This window comes from Actinoplanes sp. NPDC026623, assembly GCF_040638275.1.
GTDB lineage: Bacteria > Actinomycetota > Actinomycetes > Mycobacteriales > Micromonosporaceae > Actinoplanes.
In genome coordinates, this window is record NZ_JBEZXZ010000186.1 from 1 (window position 1) to 17804 (window position 17804).

Sequence of the window (17804 nt, forward strand, 5' to 3'; positions counted from 1 at the left end):
CGGCCGCCGAGCGCCGCGGGGCCGAGCCGGCGGACAACGAGCGCAGGAGGCCGGCGCCCCTCGCCTTCGGGGCCCGGCCGGCGACGGCCGCGATGCTGGGCAGCGCGCGGGTGTGCGTCAGGCCGGCGACCAGCGGATCGGCCGCAAGCCCGCGCTGCGCGCCGCCGGGGCGGACGATCAGCGGCAGGTCCCGGGTGTGTGCGTCGTCGTAGCCGTCCCGTACCAGCGCGGTCACGTCGAACAGCGCCGGGTCGAGCACCTTGCCGATCAGCGGGGCGACCCGGGCCGGCACCACGTGCGCGTGCCCGTCGGGGCCGCAGCTGCGGGCCAGCACGCCGCTGGCGGCGGCGGGGCGTACGCTCACCTCCGGGCAGCCCGACGATCTGGCCCGCACGGTTACCACGTCCCCGGTCAGCAGCGTGACCGTGTAGGTCTTCCCGGGCGCCTGCCCCGCCTGCCCGGCGACCGCCGTCGCAGGCTCGGCCGCGACGCCGGCGCCCGGCCCGGTCAGCGGCGCCAGCAGCACCCCCGCCGCCAGCACCCCGAACAGCCGCCGTCGCGCCCTCGCTCCGTCCATCAAAGTATTCACATTCCTTAGAGGGGCTCGGCCGTCCGTGCGGTTGTCAGGCGGGATGATCTCTAAGGTGGTCGAAGCAGAACTGGGGGTGGCGGTGAGCGAGATCCTGCGGCACATCGAGGCGCTGGCGGCGGTGCTGCCGGCCGCGCAGCGCAGCGCACACGAGTACGCCCGCGGCATCGACCTGTTCTCCGGGGCCGACGAGGTGGCGGCGGCCCATCCGGCCGGCCGGGCCTACGTCGCGGCGACCAGGATGGCCCTGCTGCAGAGCGAGGTGAGCGAGGCGCTGCAGGAGATCCGCAGCCGGTCGCTGGACCTGGATCCGGCGGCGCGCCGGCCCGGCGACGCCCTGAGCCTGGAGCTTGCCGACATCCTGATCCGGACCCTCGAGCTGTCCGAATATCTGGGCGTCGACCTGGGCGCCGCGCTGGTGGCCAAGACCGCCGACACGCTGAGCGGATACCGGCACGGAGGGGTCCGCTTCTGACCCTCGGCGGTTCAGCCCAGGGTCACCGGCAGGGCGACGAGCCCGCGGGTGCGGAAGGACGGCCGCCAGCGGACCTCGCCGGCCGGCGTGGCCAGCCGCATCCGGGGGAAGCGGCGCGCCACCGTGCCGACGGCCACCTCGAGCTCGACGCGGGCCAGCGGAGCCGCCAGGCAGTAGTGGATGCCGTGACCGAAGCTGAGATGCGCGCCGGGGCGCCCCGGCCGGACCTCGTCGGACGCGGGGAAGGCCTCCGGGTCGCGGTTGGCCGCGGCCACGACGAGCAGCACGGTCTCGCCGCGCGGCACCACCACGCCGGCGACGTCGACGTCCTCGGTCGGGAAGCGCCGCAGGACCACGGGGGCCGGCGGCTCGAATCGCAGCAGCTCCTCGATGGTCGAGCCCAGGTGCGCCGGGTCGGGCGGGAACGCGGACTCGCGCAACAGCGTGAACAGCGAAGTCCCGATGGCGTGCACGGTGTTCTCGTAGCCGGCCAACAGCAGCAGGAACGCCAGCGACGTCAGCTCGTCCTCGGTGAGACGGTCGCCGTCGTCCCGCGCGGCGATCAACGCGGAGAGCAGGTCATCGGCGGGATCGGTCCGCTTGGCCGCGAGCAGCTTCTCGAGATAGGCGTGGATGGTGAAGACGGCGCGCCCCGCCGCGGCGCGGTCCCGCGCCGGCGGGCTGACCATCGCGTCGGTCCAGGACCGGAAGTCGTTCCGGTCCGGCTCCGGCACGCCCAGCAGGTCGGAGATGACCGCCACCGGGAGCGGGCCGGCGTAGTCGCGCACGAGGTCGGCCTCGTCCTGGCCGGCGAGCTCGTCCAGCAGGGCGTCGGCGGTCTCCTGGATGCGCGGGCGCAGGTTCTCCACCCGGCGCGGGGTGAACGCCTGCGACACCAGCCTGCGGATCCGGGTGTGGTCCGGCGGGTCCATGTTCAGCAGGTTGGCGTCCAGCGCCGGCGGCAGCGAGAACCCGCTCCAACTGCCGTTGCCGTTGCTCTTGTTCACCGACAGCCGGGGGTCGGCGAGCAGCGCGCGGACGTCCGTGTAGCGGGTCACCAGCCAGACGGGCGACCCGTCCGGCAGGTCCGCCCGGGAGACCGGGGCCGGGTTGAGGAACGCCTCGGACGCCGGAGGTGAGCCCGTGCTCATCGCGTGACACCGCCCTGTGGGAACTCCCGAAAAGAAAGGTCGGGCATCCACGGGGGAAGATGCCCGACCTTCGATTCAGAATGCAATCACACCCGGCGCCACTTCGCCACCCGGGCGCGGGGTCCCCCGAGCGAGCTACCCGCAAGTGTCCACCGCGCGGTGACGATTCCGGGCAGGCGTTTCCATAGCTTTCTCGGTAGCCGCGGCGCTCCGGCCGCGGATCTATGGAGGAGTCGACATGCGACTGATAAAACAACTGCTGGCCGTCGCGGCGGTGGCCTTCGCCGGCGGCCAGGCCGTCAGCGCGGTGGCGGGCAACGCCCTGCTCACCCTGACCCTCGGCCTGCTCACCGCCGTGCTCGCGGTCCTCGTCTACGCCTGGGTGGTACGGCGTACCGAACACCGCGCGCCCACCGAGGTGGCCCGGGCCGGTGCCGCCCGCCGGATCGTCCGGGGGATGCTCATCGGGACCGGCATGGCCGCGGCCGTCGTCCTCAACATCGCCCTCCTCGGCGACTACCGCGTCGACGGCTTCGGCTCGATCACCGGGGCGCTGGGGCTCTTCGGGTTCATGGCCGCCGCGGCCGTGAGCGAGGAGCTGCTGTTCCGCGGCGTGCTGTTCCGCGTCATCGAGGAACGCACCGGCACCTGGATCGCGCTGCTGCTGACCGGCGCGGCGTTCGGCCTGGCCCACCTGTTCAACCCGGACGCCACCCTGTGGGGCGCGATCTCCATCGCGATCGAGGCCGGCTTCATGCTCGCCGCCTGCTACGCCGCCACCCGCAACCTGTGGGTGCCGATCGGCCTGCACTTCGGCTGGAACCTCGCCCTCGGCGCCGTCTTCGGCGCGGTGGTCTCCGGAAACGGCGAGTCGAAGGGCCTGCTGGAGTCCACCCTGTCCGGCTCGGCCCTGGCCACCGGCGGAGACTTCGGACCCGAGGCGAGCCTGTACGCGGTCGGCGCCGGCGCGGCGCTGACCCTGGTGTTCCTGTGGCTGGCCCGCCGCCGCGGCAACCTCGTCCCGCGCCGCCGTCGCGCGGACGGCGCGCGGCCGACCGCTACAGTTTCCCGGTGATCGACCCCCGGCGGGCCTCGGAACTGTGGCGGCGGCAGGACGTCACGGTCCGGGACCTCCCGCTGGCGCTGGCGCTCGCCGTCGCCTCGGTGACACCGGTCCTGGACAGCCGCGGAACCCAGCTGGGTGATCTGCCGCAGCGACCCTTCGACGGGCTGACCGTCCTGGTGATCCTGCTGGAATGCCTGCCGCTCGCCGTCCGCCGGCGCCGGCCGGTCGTCTGCCTCGCCCTGGTGTCGCTCGGCTTCGCGATCGACCAGCTTCGCGGCTATCACACGGTTGCCGGCACCGCGCTGTTCTTCGCGCTGCTGAGCGCCGGCGCCCATGTCGAGCGGCACCGCCGGCTGGTCCTGCTGGCGGTCAGCGCGGCGTACGTGTCGCTGGCGATCTCGCTGGACCGGCTCGGATCGGGCGAGGGCGTGGCCGGGTTCACGACGTTCTTCCTGGTCCTGTCCATCGCCTGGTGCGCCGGTTCGTGGCTGCGCCAGACCCGGGCGGCCGAGGAGGAGCGGCGGCTGCGCCTGGAGGCGAGCACCCGCGCCGAGGAACGCACCCGGATCGCCGGCGAACTGCACGACGTCGTGACCCACCACGTGACGGCGATGGTGGTGCAGGCCGAGGCGGCACGCTACCTGACCGCCGCGCCCGACCGGCTCGAACGGAACCTGGCCGCGATCACCGACACCGGCCGGCGGGCCATCGCGGACCTGCGGCAGATGCTCGACCTGCTCAACCCGGACCACGGTACGGGGACAGCCGCGCCGTCCCCCGGCGAGCTCGGCACCCTGGTCGAGCAGACCCGGCGGGCCGGCCAGCCGGTGGAGTTCACCGAGGACGGCCGGCCGCGGGAGCCGGCGGGCAGCGCCGAGGCGACGGCCTACCGGGTCGTGCGGGAAGCCCTGACGAACGCCCTCAAGCACGACCACGGCGCCCGCACCGTGGTCCACGTCCGGTACGGCGCGAAGGAGATCAGCGTGGCGGTCAGCAGCGCGGGCTCGGGGTCGCACTCCGCGTCCCCGGGCGGGAGCGGGCGGGGCCTCGCCGGGCTCCGCGAGCGGGTCGGTGTGCTCGGCGGCGAGCTCACCGCGGGACGGCACGAGGGCGGCGACTTCGTCGTGCGGGCGCGGATACCCACCGGGACCCCGTCGTGACCGCACCGGTACGCGTGCTGATCTGCGACGACCAGGCGCTGATCCGCACCGGCTTCACCACCATCGTCGACGCCCAGCCCGACCTCGAGGTGGTTGGCGAATGCGGGGACGGCCGCACCGCGGTCGGGCTCGCCGCGCGGCTGCGCCCCGACGTGGTGGTGATGGACGTGCGGATGCCGGTGCTCGACGGCATCGAGGCGACCCGCCTGCTCGCCGGCGCCGGGGTGGCCGATCCCGTCAAGGTGCTCATGGTGACAACGTTCAACCTCGACGAGTACGTCTATGAGGCGCTGCGCGCGGGTGCGAGCGGCTTCCTGCTCAAGGACGCCCCGCCGGCGCAACTGCTGCACGGCATCCGCACGGTGGCGACCGGAGCCGCGCTGCTGGCGCCCGAGGTCACCCGGCAGCTCGTCGGCCGGTACGCGGCGCGGATCCGCCCCGCCGAGGGCCGCCCGCCCGCCGCGGCGCTCACCCCGCGCGAACTGGAGGTGCTGCGGCTGATCGCCGCCGGCCTGTCCAACGGCGAGATCGCCGCGGCGCTGGTGATCAGCCAGGAGACCGTCAAGACGTACGTGTCCCGCATCCTCGCCAAGCTCGACCTCCGCGACCGCGTCCAGGCGGTGATCTACGCGTACCGCAATGACCTGGTGAGCTGAGCGCTCAGGCTCCGCGACCGCCGGCGCGCTTGACCGCCAGCAGGATGCCGATGCCGAGGACGGCCGGAATTCCGATGAACGCCAGGTCTTCCAGCCGGCTGTTCAGGTCATGTTCGAGGTACGGCTCGTCGACAACCACCCTCCACCTCGGCTTCGTTCGATCCGACGGTGGGCACCGTAACAGCGACGCGCCCGGACAGGCCTTCGTGGACCGACTCGGCGTGGTTGAAGCGCGGCCGGTGGTGCGGCAGGATGGCGACGAGCCGATCGACGGGGAAGGCGATTCATGGACGACGACGTGATCAAGGTGCCCGAGCTTCCGTTCCCCCTGGTGGCGTCGCATCCCGGGGTCTGGCGGCGGGACGAGGGCGGCGCGGTGCTGGCCGACGCTCCGGCGCACACCGACTTCTACGTGAATCCGGGCGGCGAGGATTCGGCGGACGCCGAGTCGATGCTCAACGCGGCGACCCTGCTCGGCGTGCCGCCGGACGGCGACTTCCAGCTGAGCGCCCGGGTCACCGTCGACTTCCGGTCCCAGTTCGACGCGGGGGTGCTGCTCCTCTGGATCGACGAGCGGCACTGGGCCAAGTTCTGTTTCGAGTTCTCGCCCGACGCCGAGCCGATGGTGGTCTCGGTCGTCACCCGCGAGGTCTCCGACGACGCCAACGCCTTCACCGTGGCGGAACGGTCGGTGTGGCTCCGGGTGTCCCGCATGGGCCGCGTCTACGTCTACCACGCATCGACGGACGGCGAGACGTGGCGGCTGATCCGGGTCTTCGCGCTGGGCGACGACGTGTCCGGACACCGGATCGGCTTCGAGGTGCAGTCGCCGACCGGCGACGGATGCGCGGTGGCCTTCACCGACATCCGGTTCTCCGGCCGGAGTCTCGCGGATCTGCGCGACGGATCCTGATCCGCAGACCGGCGCTTGACCTCAACCCAGGTTCAACTTGCAGCCTGGGCGCATGTCGTTCACACAGATCGAACTCGCTTACCTCGCCGGGCAGCGCCTCGGCCGGCTGGCCACGAAACGCCCGGACGGGACCCTGCAGAACAACCCGGTCGGCTTCAGGTACCAGCCGGACCTCGCAACGATCGACATCGGCGGCTTCACCATGGCCGCGAGCCGCAAGTTCCGCAATGTCGCCGACAACGGCGAGGTCGCGTTCGTCATCGACGACCTGCCGTCGATCAGCCCCTGGCGGGTCCGGTGCCTGGAGATCCGGGGCACGGCCGAGGCGATCGAGCATCCCACCGACTCGGCGTACGGCTCGGCCGATCCGATCATCCGGGTCCGTCCCCGGCGGATCCTGAGCTTCGGCCTCGACCAGCCGGACAGCGACGCACACGACCTGGTCCCGAACGTCCGCAACGTCAACGTCAACTGACGGTCAGATCCAGCCCTGTTCCCAGGCGTGATGGGCGGCGGCGTGCCGGGTGGCGGCGCCCAGCTTGGCCATGGCCGCCGACAGGTAGTTGCGCACCGTCCCCGGCGCCAGATGCACCGCGGCGGCGATCTCCGTGATCGGTACGCCGCTGCGGGCGATGCGCAGGATCTCGAGCTCGCGGGCGGTCAGCGGGCAGTCGTCCTCGGTCAGGGCGCTCGCCGCGATCTCCGGATCGACGTAGCGCCGCCCCGCGTGCACCGTGCGGATGATCTCGGCGAGCCGGGTGGCGGGCGTGGTCTTGGGCACGAAGCCGCGTACCCCGGCGGCCAGCGCCCGGCGCAGCACCGCCGGGCGGGCGTGCCGGGTGACCAGCACGACCGGGATGCCCAGCCGGATCCGGATGTCCGTGGCGGCCTGCAGCCCGTCGCCCGGCGGCATTTCCAGGTCCAGCACCGCCAGGTCGGGGCGAACCCGCAGGGCGACCCGGACCGCGGCGAGGCCGTCGGCGGCCTCGCCCACCACGCGCAAATCCGGTTCCAGGCCCAGCAGCGTCCCGAGGGCGCCGCGCAGCAGGTCCTCGTCGTCGGCGAGCAGGAGCCGGATCACCGGTCCGCGTCCGCGGGCAGGTGTGCGCTCACGGTGAACTCGTCCGCCGTCCGGCTCCGGTCCAGGCGCCCGCCGGCGGCCGCCAGCCGGTCCGCGAGGACGGCGAGGCCGCCCGGCTCCGCGTCCGTGTCGCCCAGCGGCGCGTCGTTGGTGAACCGCAGCCGCACCCCGCCCGGGCCCGGCGCCAGCGACACCGTGCAGCGCCGGGCCGCGCTGTGCCGCAGCACATTGGTGGTGCATTCCCGCACGACGAGCCCCAGCAGGTTCTCCGCGGCGGAGGACAGCGGCGGGAGCGACCCGGCCCGGTCCAGGCTCGACTCGATGCCGGCGGCGTTGAGCACCCGGACCGCGTTGGTGATCTCCGTGTCGAGCGAGACGGCGCGATAGCCGCGCACCACCTCGCGGGTGTCGCCGAGGGCCTGCCGGGCCAGGGCCTGCACCTCGCGCATCTCCGCGACGGCGCGCGCCGGGTCGGCGCCCGCCAGCCGCTCGGCAAGCTCACTCTTGAGCGCGATGACCTGCAGGCTGTGCCCCTGGATGTCGTGCAGGTCGGCGGCGAACCGCAGCCGCTCCTCGGCGAGCGCCGCGGCCCGCTCGAGCCGGTGCGCCCGGTCGAGCCGCTGGGCGACCCGCAACACCCAGACCTGGGAGTACAACCCTGCCGCGCACAGCATCGCGATGGCGGCGTCCGTCGCCGGCGCCGTCCAGGAGGCCGCCGACGACCCGAGCCCCGATGCCACGAACGTGACGGCGGCGCCGGCGGGCAGCACCCACCGCCGGGGCCAGGCGGTGCCGGCCCAGACTCCCGCGATGAGCGCCGCGAGCGGCAGCACCAGGGGGAACCCGCCCGCCGCGGCGCCGTTGGGCAGCGCGACGACCGCGCCGCCGGCCAGCGCCGCAACCGCGGCGAGCTGCCACCGCGGCGGGCCGGCCTCCTGGATCGCCACGGCGAAGTAGCGGGCCGCCGCCGCGCACACCAGGGCCGCGGCGGCGATCAACGACACCTGCACGGTCACCGGCCGGATCGGCGCCACCTGGGGCACGACGATGACGACGATCAGCACCAGGCAGCCGAGGGTGCCCCACCAGGTCAGCCGGCGCAGCGGCACCAGGCCGGTCGAGGTCGGTGCGGCGGCGGTCACGCACCCATGATGCGGCCTGGGAGCGCGGTCGGGGGATACCGGCCGGGGGAAACCGACAGGTCATGACGTTTGTCATCAGCCCCGGTGCCGCGACGTCACTACCGCGCGACCGGGGGCCCGCCGAGACTCGGCACATGACTTCACAGAGCGTCATCGACTGCACCGGCCTGCGCTTCGCGTACGGCGGGACCGAGGTGATCCGCGGCCTGGACCTCACCGTCGGCCGCGGCGACCTGTTCGCGCTGCTGGGCACCAACGGCGCCGGCAAGACGACCGCGCTGGAGCTGCTGCTGGGGGAGCGCCGGGCCGCCGCCGGCACGATCCGGGTGCTCGGGCACGACCCCTCCGCGCGGCGCGCCCTCGCCGGCGAGGTGGGGGTGGTCATGCAGGAGAGCGGCTGCGCCCCCGACCTCACGGTCGGCGAGACCCTGCGGCTGTGGCTGCGCCTGCGGGGCAGCCGCGACGTGGCCGGGACCGCCGCCGCGCTGCTCGATGAGGTGGGGCTGACCCGGCGGGCCACCCGGCGGGTGCGGCAGCTCTCCGGCGGCGAGCGCCGCCGGCTGGATCTCGCCGTCGCGCTCTGCGGCGACCCGCAGCTGCTGATCCTCGACGAGCCCACCTCGGGCCTGGACCCCCAGTCCCGCCGCGACGCCTGGCAGGTGCTGCGGAACCGTTCGCGGCGCGGCACCACGATCCTGTTCACGACGCACTACCTGGAGGAGGCCGAGACGCTGGCGGACCGGGTGGCCATCATGGACGCGGGGCGGCTCGCGCTGTGCGCCGCGACCGCCGAGGTCCGCCGCTCCGGATCGCTGACCGAGGTCTTCCACCGGATCGCGGGCTCCGGGGTGAACTCGTGACGGCGCCGGCGCTGCTCATCGCCGGCGCCGAGTTGCGCATGCTCACCCGCAGCGTGCCGGCCGTGGTGCTGGCGGGTGCGCTGCCGACCGCGCTCGGCGCGCTGCTGGTCTGGGCCGAGTCCGACACGGGGACGGCCGGGGACGGCGCGACGGCCGCGCTGGTCGTGGTGACGCTGATGGCACTCACGGCGTACACGGCGGGCACCACGGCGCTTGCCGCGCGACGCCAGCAGTTCGTGCTCAAACGCCTGCGGCTGTCCGGCGCCCGCGACGGCGCGATCATCGCGGGCGTGCTCGCGCCGGCGATCGTGCTGACGCTGCTTCAGGCGGCGCTGCTGTTCGCCATCGTGGCTGCGGCGGGGGCACCGGCGCCGGCCCGGCCGCTGCCGCCCGTGCTGGCGCTGTTCGCCGGCACCGCGCTGGCGGGCGTGCTCGCGGTCGGCACCGCCGCGTTCACCGCATCCCCCGAGTACGCGCAGTTCACCACCGTGCCGTTCGCGCTCGCCATCGTCGGCGGTGGCTACTGGGTCGCGGTGCGGCCGGCGGGCGACGCCGGCCTCGCCATGCTCGCGCTGCCCGGTGTGCCGGTCGCGCAGCTGACCAGATCCGGCTGGGAGGCCCTGCCGGTGCTGCCCGCCCTGCTGGCGCTGGGCCTGATGCTGGCGCTGGCCGCGCCGCTCGCCCTGCGCCTGTTCGCCTGGCAACCCCGCCGCTGACACCTCAGCGCAGGTCGATCTCGACCCGGCCCGCAACGAGAAGATCCAGCAGGTACGACAGGGAGACGGCCGGCCCCAGCCGGCGCCGGTCGTAGCCGTCCACCAGGTGCTCCCGGGCGACGGCCGAGTCGTGCCAGGCCAGCCGCAGCGGTGTCCGCGCGCCGAAACCGCCGCGCAGGCAGTCGACGAGGGCGTCGAGGTTCCACCCGAAATAGCCACCCGGGAGCGGCTCCATCGGGTCGCTGCCCGCCAAGCCTGTTGATACGTCGTTCGCGGCATGCCCGCGGCGCGCAGAGGGAAAGATGAACTTCCCGGTTCTACACGTACGAAAGACTAGGTAGGTGCGATGAGCGACTGGAACGCCAATGTCATCGACGAGTTCCGAGCCAACGGCGGCAACGTCGGCGGGCCCTTCGCCGGGGCGCCCATGGTGCTGGTGCACCACCGCGGCCGCAAGACCGGACGCGAATTCGTCAGCCCGATGATGTATCTGCCGCACGAATCCGACGACGACGTCATCTACGTTTTCGCCTCGAAGGCAGGCGCGCCGGAGAACCCCGACTGGTATTACAACCTCGTCGCGGCCGGCCAGGCCACCGTCGAACGCGGCACACATACCTACCCGGTACGAGTGCGGGAACTGACCGGCGAGGAACGCGACAGCCGATACGACACGCAGGCCGGCCGCTATCCCGGCTTCGCGGAATACGCGGAGAAGACCGCCGGAATCCGTACCATCCCCGTCCTCGAACTCACCCGCAGTTCCTGACACGTTCCTGACTTCCGCCGGAAAGGCTGACCGCTTCGCCCGGGACCGTCCCGGGCCGAAGCGGGAGGCACCTTCATGGGTAGGAATTTCGTGCTGGCGGTGGCCGCGGCGGCGCTGGCCGCCACGTCGGCGTGCGGTTCGCCGCAGGCGGCGCGGGGCGGCGGGGCGAAGGTCGCGACCCTGGCCAGTCCGGCGGCCGAGCCGTCCGCCTCGGCCGCCGCGCAGCGCCCGCGCGAGCGGCTCGACACCACGCCCGAGGAGTTCGAGGCCATGATGGGCCCGTTCCGCAAATGCCTCAAGGGGCGTGGCTACGACGAACTGGACGCGAAGAAGGCGGCCGACAAGGTGACGTCCGGCACCGAGGCCGGCCCCGGGCAGCAGAAGCTGGATGAGGCGTTCCGGGTCTGCGAGGCGCAGTACTACCCGCTGCCGCCCTGGGAGAAGGACCCGGCCAACCCGGAGGCGCGCGACTTCGCCGTCGCCGTGGTCAAGTGCCTCAAGAAGAAGGGCGTCAAGCTCGTCGAGGTCGGCTCCGACGGCCTCAGCTACTCGCTCGGCGGCGAGCACAACGACTCCCGTTCGATCAGCATGGGAATGGACCTCGCACCCGAATGCGAACGCGAGGTCGCCGCCGCTCGGTGACCCGGCCGATGGCCGCCGCGCTCGGGTTTCTCAGGCGGCGGCCAGGGCCTGCGTCGGGGTCAGGCGGGCCGCGCGTACGCAGGGATAGACGCCCGCGAGCACGCCGATGACGACGGCACCGCCCACCCCGGCGGTCGCCGACCCGGCCGGCACCACCAGCGGCCAGGCCTGCCAGGTCGCGTAGCCGATCGTGACGAGCAGGCCCAGCGCGGTGCCGGCCAGGCCGCCGATCGTGGCGAGCGCCACCGACTCGCAGAGGAACTGGCCCCGGATCTGGCCGCGGGTGGCGCCGAGCGCGCGCCGCAGGCCGATCTCCGAGCGCCGTTCCAGGACCGCGACGACCATCGTGTTGGCCACGCCGATGCCGCCGACGAGCAGCGCCACCGCGGCGAGGGCGAGGAACAGCACCGAGAAGCTGCTCTCGGCGGCCCGCTTGGCGGCCAGCGCGTCAGAGGGCCGGGTGACGACCACCTGACCGGGCCGCTGCGGGAAGATCGTCTCCGCGAGCACGCCGCGCACCGCCTCGAGCTGCGACTCCTCGCACCTGACGTAGAGCACCGTCGGATGGCCGTCGAAGTGCAGCCCGGTGCGCGCCGCCTCCCAGCCGATCAGCACCGAGCGGTCGATGTCCGGCGACAGGGGAGTGGCGGCCAGGATGCCGAGGACGACGAACCGCTGATCGTCGATCATCACCTGCGGCGCGGCCCGGCCGGCGGGCAGGTCGGTGATGCCCAGCCGGGTCGCCGCGACCGAACCCAGCACCACGGCGGGGAACCTCCCGGTCGCCTCGGTCAGCCAGGTGCCGGCCCGGATCCGCGCATTGATCGTGTACGGCAGGTCGAGGCGGCTCGCCAGCACCGTCAGCCCGGAGCCGTCGCGCGGGTCGACGCGGTCGTTTCGGCGTACGAAAGAATGGGTGTTGGCGACCGCGCTGACCGCCGTGACCGGGCCGATCCGCCGGACCATGGCGACCGCCGACTCGGGCAGCGCGGCGGGCGGATCCTGGTCCGGCAACGCCGCCGCCTGCAGGCTGTTGGTGCCCAGGGCGGTGAGCCGGTCGAGCAGCGCGGCCTGGCTGGAGGCCGGGATGCCGGTCACCACGATCATCGTGGCGATGCCGATCGCGATGCCGAGGGCGGACAGGAACGCCCGCCCCGGGCGCGTGCGCAGGCCCAGCAGGCCCAGGCCGAGCAGGTCCCGCGTCGCCAGCCGGACGGGACGCGCGGATCCGGTCATCGCCCGGCCCCCGTCGCGCCGTCGCGCACCAGGCGCCCGTCGCGGATCTCGATCTGCCGCGGCAGCGTGGCCGCGATGTCCCGGTCGTGGGTGATCAGCACGATGGTGGTGCCCTCCTCGTTGAGCCGTTGCAGCAGCCGCAGCACCGCCTGCCCGGTCGCGGTGTCCAGCGCGCCGGTCGGCTCGTCGGCCAGCACCAGCGACGGGCGGTTGACCAGCGCGCGGGCGATCGCGACGCGCTGCCGCTCGCCGCCGGACAGCTGCCGCGGCCGATGACCGGCCCGATGTGCCAGGCCGACCCGGGCCAGGGCGTGCATGGCCCGCTCGCGGCGGTGCCGGCGCGGAACCCCCGCGTAGAGCAGCCCGGTGGCGATGTTGTCGACGGCGCTGAGCCCGTCGGCGAGGTGGAACTGCTGGAACACGAAGCCGATCTCGCGGGCCCGGAGCGCGGACAGGTGCCGGTCCCCGAGCGTCGCGATGTCCTGGCCGGCGATCCGAACGGTGCCCGAGGTGGGGCGGTCCAGCGTGCCGGCGATGGTGAGCAGCGTCGACTTGCCCGATCCGGACGGCCCGACGACGGCGACCATCTCGCCGGCGGCTATGTCGAGGCTGACGCCGGCCAGGGCGGTCACCCCGCCGGGATAGACCATGGCGACATCGCGTACGGAAAGGACGGGTTCCGCCGTCACGACGAGACCACCACGGCGGTGCCCTCGGCGAGGCCGGCGCCGGTGATCTCGACCCAGCCGTCGGCGAACATGCCGGTGCGGACCGCGACCAGGCCGGCCGGCCCCTGCACGGCGTATCCGCCCTCGGTGAGGGCCACCAGCGCCTCGACCGGCGCGGCCAGCACGTCCTTGACGGTCCGGCCCGCGACGTTCACGTCGACGTCGGCGGAATCGAGCCGGGCGATGGTCTTCGGGTCGTCGACCGTCACCGTCACCGTCAGCTTCGGCGGGCCGTCGTCGGTGGCGGCGAGATTCCGGCCGACGGAGACCACCCGGGCGCCGACAGTGCGGTCCTCGGGCAGCCCGACCGTGACCCGGGCGCCGCGCTCGATCGACCCGGCTTCGGCCGGCTCGGCCGCCACGGTGATCACCTTGCGGGTCGAGGTCACCGACATCAGCGGCACGTTCGCCGGCGAGCCCGGCTGCACCTCGACCGAATCCACCCGCACCGCACCGGCGAGCACCTCGACCTCACCCACCGCGATGGCTCCGGTCACCGTCAGCCCGGCGTCGGCCTGCCACCGCCTGATCGCGCCGATCAGGCCGGCGGTGAGCACGCCGTCGCCGCCGCGCACCGGCACCCGCGTCGGCTCGGTCTTCTTCGTACCCGGCTCCGGGCCCGTGGTGACGAATTCGCCGGCCGAGGGCTGACGGCCGATCGAGTAGCCGAGGCGTCTCAGGTTGACCGCGATGATGTGCACGTCGCGGCCCACCAGGTTGCGGCCGGCGATCGGGCGGAACAGCGGCATGTCGCCGTAGAACAGCACGACCGGCTGGTCGTCCGCCCGGTAAAGCTGCCTGCCCCGCTTGATCGTGGCGCCCGGCTGCGGCAGCCACGTCACCGTCGCCTCCCGGTGCCCCGCCACCGGGCGTACCGCCCCGTACCCGATGCTTCCGGACAGTTTCCTGGTGGTGGACAGGTCGCGGCGCTCCAGCCGCGCCGTCGTGACCGCGGCCGTCTCCGGTGGCGCCGCACGGCCGGCCAGGTGCCGGGCCACCACGACGACCGACCCGGCCGCCGCCGCCGCGACCACGACCGCCGCGACCACCCACCGCGCCGTCCGGCGCCGTCGCGGCGGCGCGGTAGCCGCCACGTCAAGATCGGAATTCATACCGAGGAGCGTCGCCGGAGGTCGTTAGGAACCTGTCAGGTATGCCGGAAGGCGTTCTTTACGCGCGCGGGGCGGGCCTATCATCGCCGCCATGTGTGCTCGGGTACTGGTCGCAGACGACGACCCCCGCCAGGCCGAGGTGGTCCGCCGGTACCTGGCCTCGGAGGGTCACGACGTCGTGGTGGTGCACGACGGGCGGGCCGCCCTGGGCGAGGGCCGCCGGCTGCGCCCGGACCTGGTGGTGCTGGACGTGATGATGCCCGGACTGGACGGCCTGCACGTGTGCCGGACGCTGCGGCGGGAGTCGGACGTGCTGATCCTGATGCTGACCGCGCGGACCACCGAGGACGACCTGCTGCTCGGCCTCGAACTCGGGGCCGACGACTACCTGACCAAGCCGTACAGCCCGCGGGAGCTGATGGCGCGCGCCCGCACGCTGCTGCGGCGCGCGTCGCGGGGCGCGCCCGAACCCGCCGGGCCCGGCCCGCGGCGGATCGGGCGGCTCGGCGTCGACCCGCTCACCCACCACGTCAGCGTCGACGGCGAGCCGATCGAGTGCACCCGCGGGGAGTTCGCGATCCTGGCCGCCATGGCGGAACAGCCCGACCGGGTCTTCACCCGGGCGCAACTGCTGCACCACACGCGCGGGATCGACCGCAGCTCCACCGAGCGCACCATCGACGTACACGTCATGAACCTGCGCCGCAAGATCGAGGCCGACCCGCAGCGGCCCACCCAGCTGATCACCGTCTACGGCGTCGGCTACAAGCTCACCACCGGCCCGGCGGGCACCCCGTGACCCGCACCCGGGTGCCGGCCCGGCACAGCCTGGTCACCAAGCTCCTGGCCACCTCCATCCTGATCGCCGTCGCCGCGATCGGCGCGACCGCGTGGCTCGCCACCCGCACCGCCACCCGGGCCATCAGCCAGGAGCGGGGCCGCTCCCTCACCGAGGACAAGGGCGTCTACGACATGCTGGTCGCCTACGCGGCCACCCACCCCGACTGGTCCGGCGCCCCCGACCTGATCCGCACCCGGGCCGCCGAACTGGACCGCCGGATCACCCTGATGACCGAGGACCGGGTCGTCATCGCCGACTCGGCCGCCGGCCCGTCGCTGCGCACCGCCCGGCCCTCCGCCGTGGTGGACCCGCTCAACCTCGACCCCGGCCTCACCGGCGGCACCGACCGCATCGACGGCCGGGCCGTCGGTCCGTACTGGGTTCCACCCGGCGAACGCACCACCCTCCGCAAGGCGGCCGCGGACGAACTCACCTGCCTGCGCAAGCGGGGCCTCGACGGAAAGGTCGTGGAGCGCCCGAGCGGCCGGCCGGCGATCACCCTGACCGTCTCCGACCCCGCCGGCGTCGCCCCGCTGTGCCACCAGGTGCTGGCCACCATGGCCAGCGGGACCGAGCAGAAGGCGCTGCGGTCGCTGGGCCTGCTCGCCACCCGCTGCCTCGGCCTGGAAAACGGCTCGCTCCACGTCCAGGTCCAGTCCGACTACTCGACGTACCTGGCGAAAGGCCCCGTCACCGACGCGGGTTCCATCCTCGAATCCAAGGACGGCCTCCCCGCGCCGCAGACCGCCGAGGGTGCCGCGCGCGTCCGCAGCTGCGTGGAAAAATCGCGAAGGACCCAACTGCAGCCGTACGTCGCACCGCCCGCGCTGCTGTTCGTCACCGACCCGGCCGCCGGCGCCGACCAGACCAGGTTCACCATGTCCGCCGCGAACACCACCCGGATCGCCACGGTCACCGGCGCCGTCCTGCTCGCCACCATCGCCGTCACGATCCTGGTCGGCCGGCGCCTGATCCGCCCGCTCCGCGCCCTTACCGAGGCCGCCGACCTGCACACCCCCGCCCCGGTCTCCACCCGCGACGAGATCGGCCGCCTGGCACAGGCGCTGAACGACTCGGCCGCCCGCCGCGAACAGGCCGAGACCCAGCGCCGCGCCATGGTCAGCGACGTCGCGCACGAACTGCGCACCCCGCTCACCAACATCCGCAGCTGGCTGGAGGCCGCACAGGACGGCCTCGCACCCACCGACGTGCACCTGCTCGGCCTCCTGCACGAGGAGGCGGTCCTGCTGCAGCACGTCATCGACGACCTGACCGACCTCGCCGCCGCGGACGCGGGCACGCTGCGCCTCCACCCGGAGCCGACATACGTACGCGACGTCGTCACCCAGGTCGCCGAGAGCCACCGCGGCACCGCGCACGCGGCCGGCGTGCACCTGGCGATCGAGGTCCGGGACGAGCCGGTCCTGCGGGCCGACCCCGTACGCCTGCGCCAGATGGTCGGCAACCTGGTCTCGAACGGCATCCGGCACACCCCCCGGGGCGGCACGGTCACCATCGGCGCGCACGACACGACCATCACCGTGCGCGACACCGGCACCGGCATCTCCGCCGAGCACGTCGACAAGATCTTCAACCGGTTCTGGCGCGCCGACAGGTCCCGCAGCCGGACCACCGGCGGAAGCGGGCTGGGGCTCGCGATCGCCCGCCAGCTGACCGAGGCGCACGGCGGGACCATCGAGGTGCGGAGCGAGCCGGGCCGGGGCGCACTCTTCACCATCCGCCTACCGGAGGACCAGGTCCCGTCCCGCGAAGCGTGATCTACGGGTCAGAATGACTCGTCCTGGCTCATCGTCCTGGCTTCTCGCCTGGCCGCTTCTCGCCTGGCCGCTTCTCGCCTGGCCGCTTCTCGCCTGGCCGCTCCTCGCTCCCTCGCCGCTCCTCGCTAACGGCGAGCTGATGAACTGAGGGCGAATGGCCCTTTGTCGACGGCATGGACAGGTTAGTCGCAACCTTTTCGGTGAGCATGGCACTGTGAAGGAATTTTCTCGGAGTCCGACAAAGGCTATTGCCGAAATTGTTGGCATGATCAAATATGGCATTTCCGGGCGGGTTGCGGGAGAATTTTTGCATGGGGCAGTTGTCATTGTTCGGCAGGTCGGAATTAGCGGCGATGCGGGACCGGACCGCGAAGCGGAACTATTCTCCCGCCGCTGAAGAATTTCGTCGTGAGCACGAGCGTCATCGCAAATGGGGCCTTCAGCAACGCCACGGCGAGAAGCTTCGCCGCCTACGCATGAGTCGCTCTGCATCCCAGGCAGCGTCCACCCCCGAGAGTGTGCCGGCGTGCCCCAGCCCACCGGCGTCGCCGTCTGCACCGCGAGTGCCCGCCGGACCCGCTTCACCCCCTGCGTCGCGCGTTCCCGCCGCGCCGCGCGTGCCTGCCGCGCTGCATGTGCCCACCGCGCCTGCGTCGCGGTTGGTATCGCGAGTGTCGGCCGCACCGTCGTCGCCGACTCCGCCGGTGTCGCCCGCCGCGCGTGCCCGCCGCGCCGCATGTGCCCACCGCGCCTGCGTCGCGGTCGGTATCGCGAGTGTCGGCCGCACCGCCGTCGCCGACCCCGTCCGCGTCGCCCGCTGCACCGCGCGTGCCCTCCGCATCGCGGCCCTGCCTCGCACCGCGGCCGGCCGCGCCGCCGCAGCGAGCGG

20 protein-coding genes and 1 pseudogene are annotated in these 17804 nt (G+C 73.4%); 12 read left to right on the forward strand and 9 right to left on the reverse strand.

The features are described 5' to 3' along the window. Nucleotides 1–577: pseudogene (locus AB0F10_RS35850) on the reverse strand (hypothetical protein); the annotation flags it as partial. Nucleotides 578–644: 67 nt separating this feature from the next. Between AB0F10_RS35850 and AB0F10_RS35855 the strand changes: the two are divergent. After that, nucleotides 645–1064 (forward strand): hypothetical protein, encoded by a 420-nt coding sequence (locus tag AB0F10_RS35855; protein ID WP_360635694.1) that lies wholly within the window; start codon nt 645–647, stop codon nt 1062–1064. An 11-nt stretch (nt 1065–1075) separates the two neighbouring features. Here the strand turns inward: AB0F10_RS35855 and AB0F10_RS35860 are convergent, their stop codons facing one another. Beyond that, nucleotides 1076–2215 carry a cytochrome P450 gene (locus AB0F10_RS35860; protein WP_360635697.1) on the reverse strand — a complete coding sequence of 380 codons (1140 nt, stop codon included), beginning with the start codon at nt 2213–2215 and terminating at the stop codon, nt 1076–1078. Between the two features lie 238 nt (nt 2216–2453). Here AB0F10_RS35860 and AB0F10_RS35865 point away from each other — a divergent pair, with 238 nt between their 5' ends. The 3 genes from AB0F10_RS35865 to AB0F10_RS35875 are packed head-to-tail and all read left to right on the forward strand — an operon-like array spanning nt 2454 to nt 5097. Continuing rightward, a complete protein-coding gene (locus tag AB0F10_RS35865; protein WP_360635700.1) occupies nt 2454–3290 on the forward strand; it encodes a CPBP family intramembrane glutamic endopeptidase in 837 nt (278 codons plus the stop codon). Then, nucleotides 3287–4441 carry a histidine kinase gene (locus tag AB0F10_RS35870; protein ID WP_360635703.1) on the forward strand — a complete coding sequence of 385 codons (1155 nt, stop codon included), beginning with the start codon at nt 3287–3289 and terminating at the stop codon, nt 4439–4441. The genes AB0F10_RS35865 and AB0F10_RS35870 overlap by 4 nt, the downstream gene beginning before the upstream one ends. Next, a complete protein-coding gene (locus tag AB0F10_RS35875) occupies nt 4438–5097 on the forward strand; it encodes a response regulator transcription factor (protein WP_360635706.1) in 660 nt (219 codons plus the stop codon). Before AB0F10_RS35870 ends, AB0F10_RS35875 begins: the two co-directional genes overlap by 4 nt. 4 nt (nt 5098–5101) lie before the next feature. Here AB0F10_RS35875 and AB0F10_RS35880 read toward each other — a convergent pair whose 3' ends face one another. Next, a complete protein-coding gene (locus tag AB0F10_RS35880; protein ID WP_360635709.1) occupies nt 5102–5236 on the reverse strand; it encodes a hypothetical protein in 135 nt (44 codons plus the stop codon). 147 nt (nt 5237–5383) lie between these two features. Between AB0F10_RS35880 and AB0F10_RS35885 the strand changes: the two genes are divergently transcribed. Continuing rightward, a complete protein-coding gene (locus AB0F10_RS35885; RefSeq protein WP_360635710.1) occupies nt 5384–6010 on the forward strand; it encodes a DUF1349 domain-containing protein in 627 nt (208 codons plus the stop codon). Between the two features lie 52 nt (nt 6011–6062). Continuing rightward, nucleotides 6063–6485, forward strand: a complete 423-nt coding sequence (locus AB0F10_RS35890) for a PPOX class F420-dependent oxidoreductase (RefSeq protein ID WP_360635713.1) — start codon at nt 6063–6065, stop codon at nt 6483–6485. Between the two features lie 3 nt (nt 6486–6488). Here the strand turns inward: AB0F10_RS35890 and AB0F10_RS35895 are convergent, their stop codons facing one another. Beyond that, nucleotides 6489–7091, reverse strand: coding sequence for a response regulator transcription factor (locus tag AB0F10_RS35895; protein ID WP_360635716.1), 603 nt, complete (start codon nt 7089–7091; stop codon nt 6489–6491). Then, nucleotides 7088–8233 carry a histidine kinase gene (locus tag AB0F10_RS35900; RefSeq protein ID WP_360635719.1) on the reverse strand — a complete coding sequence of 382 codons (1146 nt, stop codon included), beginning with the start codon at nt 8231–8233 and terminating at the stop codon, nt 7088–7090. The genes AB0F10_RS35895 and AB0F10_RS35900 overlap by 4 nt, the downstream gene beginning before the upstream one ends. A gap of 134 nt (nt 8234–8367) precedes the next feature. On the opposite strand from AB0F10_RS35900, the gene AB0F10_RS35905 reads away from it, so the two are divergent. Beyond that, complete coding sequence (locus tag AB0F10_RS35905; RefSeq protein WP_360635722.1) at nt 8368–9093, forward strand: ABC transporter ATP-binding protein; 726 nt, start codon at nt 8368–8370, stop codon at nt 9091–9093. Next, the gene (locus AB0F10_RS35910; RefSeq protein WP_360635725.1) at nt 9090–9809 is read left to right on the forward strand and encodes a hypothetical protein; all 720 of its coding nucleotides are present in this window, start codon (nt 9090–9092) and stop codon (nt 9807–9809) included. The genes AB0F10_RS35905 and AB0F10_RS35910 overlap by 4 nt, the downstream gene beginning before the upstream one ends. A 4-nt stretch (nt 9810–9813) precedes the next feature. On the opposite strand, the gene AB0F10_RS35915 is transcribed toward AB0F10_RS35910, so the two are convergent. Further along, nucleotides 9814–10044 carry a barstar family protein gene (locus AB0F10_RS35915; protein ID WP_360635728.1) on the reverse strand — a complete coding sequence of 77 codons (231 nt, stop codon included), beginning with the start codon at nt 10042–10044 and terminating at the stop codon, nt 9814–9816. Nucleotides 10045–10155: 111 nt separating this feature from the next. Here AB0F10_RS35915 and AB0F10_RS35920 point away from each other — a divergent pair, with 111 nt between their 5' ends. Beyond that, on the forward strand, nt 10156–10578 hold the full coding sequence (locus AB0F10_RS35920) for a nitroreductase family deazaflavin-dependent oxidoreductase (RefSeq protein ID WP_360635731.1): 423 nt from the start codon (nt 10156–10158) through the stop codon (nt 10576–10578). Nucleotides 10579–10653: 75 nt separating this feature from the next. Next, a complete protein-coding gene (locus AB0F10_RS35925; protein ID WP_360635734.1) occupies nt 10654–11220 on the forward strand; it encodes a hypothetical protein in 567 nt (188 codons plus the stop codon). A 30-nt stretch (nt 11221–11250) separates the two neighbouring features. Here the strand turns inward: AB0F10_RS35925 and AB0F10_RS35930 are convergent, their stop codons facing one another. From AB0F10_RS35930 to AB0F10_RS35940, 3 genes are read right to left on the reverse strand one after another with little or no spacing between them, the layout of a single operon-like run. Then, nucleotides 11251–12456: an ABC transporter permease gene (locus tag AB0F10_RS35930; RefSeq protein WP_360635736.1), complete on the reverse strand. Its 1206-nt coding sequence runs from the start codon at nt 12454–12456 to the stop codon at nt 11251–11253. Then, on the reverse strand, nt 12453–13106 hold the full coding sequence (locus AB0F10_RS35935) for an ABC transporter ATP-binding protein (protein ID WP_360635748.1): 654 nt from the start codon (nt 13104–13106) through the stop codon (nt 12453–12455). The genes AB0F10_RS35930 and AB0F10_RS35935 overlap by 4 nt, the downstream gene beginning before the upstream one ends. 35 nt (nt 13107–13141) lie before the next feature. After that, nucleotides 13142–14296, reverse strand: coding sequence for an efflux RND transporter periplasmic adaptor subunit (locus AB0F10_RS35940; RefSeq protein ID WP_360635739.1), 1155 nt, complete (start codon nt 14294–14296; stop codon nt 13142–13144). 91 nt (nt 14297–14387) lie between these two features. Between AB0F10_RS35940 and AB0F10_RS35945 the strand changes: the two genes are divergently transcribed. Together AB0F10_RS35945 and AB0F10_RS35950 are read left to right on the forward strand one after the other, a co-directional pair. Next, nucleotides 14388–15095 (forward strand): response regulator transcription factor, encoded by a 708-nt coding sequence (locus AB0F10_RS35945; protein WP_360635742.1) that lies wholly within the window; start codon nt 14388–14390, stop codon nt 15093–15095. Beyond that, nucleotides 15092–16915: a HAMP domain-containing sensor histidine kinase gene (locus tag AB0F10_RS35950; RefSeq protein ID WP_360635745.1), complete on the forward strand. Its 1824-nt coding sequence runs from the start codon at nt 15092–15094 to the stop codon at nt 16913–16915. The genes AB0F10_RS35945 and AB0F10_RS35950 overlap by 4 nt, the downstream gene beginning before the upstream one ends. The last annotated feature ends 889 nt before the right edge of the window (nt 16916–17804 follow it).